General features: G+C 71.2%; 1 protein-coding gene. It reads left to right on the top strand.

Annotation, left to right across the window (positions count from 1 at the left end; genetic code table 11):
- The first annotated feature begins 84 nt into the window (after positions 1-84).
- Positions 85-663 carry a sigma-70 family RNA polymerase sigma factor gene (locus D3105_RS34200; protein WP_118906611.1) on the top strand — a complete coding sequence of 193 codons (579 nt, stop codon included), beginning with the start codon at positions 85-87 and terminating at the stop codon, positions 661-663.
- Positions 664-777 lie beyond the last annotated feature (114 nt).

Raw genomic sequence — 777 nt, 5'->3', positions numbered from 1 at the left:
CGTCGCCCTGCTCCGTCGCCTCGCCGCTGCTGGTGTGCGGGCCGGCGTCAGCGAGATGACCCGTCACCAGCGGGGAGACGGCCGGTGACCCGAAACCGACGCCGGAACAACCCGACCGCGCCCGCCGTGACCGCCGCCGACCGCCCGGACCCGGACCTGTCCTTCACCGCGTTCCACCAGATGAACCGGGCCAGCTACGTCCGCTACGCCGAGACCTACCTCCGCCACCGCCAGGACGCCGAAGAAGCCATCGACAGCGCCTTCGAGCACCTCCTGCGCACCTGGGACCAGGTCCTCCTCACGGAGAACCCCGCCGCCTACGCCTGGACCACCATGCGGAACAAGGTCATCGACCACGCCCGCGCCCGCACCCGACGGCCCCCGCTGATCGACGAAGCCGCCTTCAACACCGTCGCGCTGCGCGACGCAGTCGACCCGATCGGCCAGATCACCGAATCCCTCGCCCTCTTCCGCGCCCTGCGCCAGCTCACCGACCGGCAGCAGGACGTCATGGTGATGACCTACCTCCAGGGCATGAACGCCCCCGAGGCCGCAGCCGTACTCGGAATGACCAGCGCCACCGTCCGCTCCACGGTCCGTCACTCCCTGCGCCGCCTGCGGGAGATCCTCGGACCCGACCGCACCATGGAAGGACAGCGATGACCCCGCACATCGACGAATTCCTCTCCCGCGCCCGCCTCGTCTCCGCCCCCTACACCCAGGCCGACATCGACGCCGCCGAAGCCCGCATCCTCGCCCGCCTCCACACCCCCGGCC

The organism is Streptomyces globisporus, assembly GCF_003501885.1.
In the GTDB taxonomy this organism is placed as follows: domain Bacteria; phylum Actinomycetota; class Actinomycetes; order Streptomycetales; family Streptomycetaceae; genus Streptomyces; species Streptomyces globisporus_D.
Note: the sequence above shows the minus strand (reverse complement) of the source record. Positions and strands in the feature narration are given on the sequence as shown.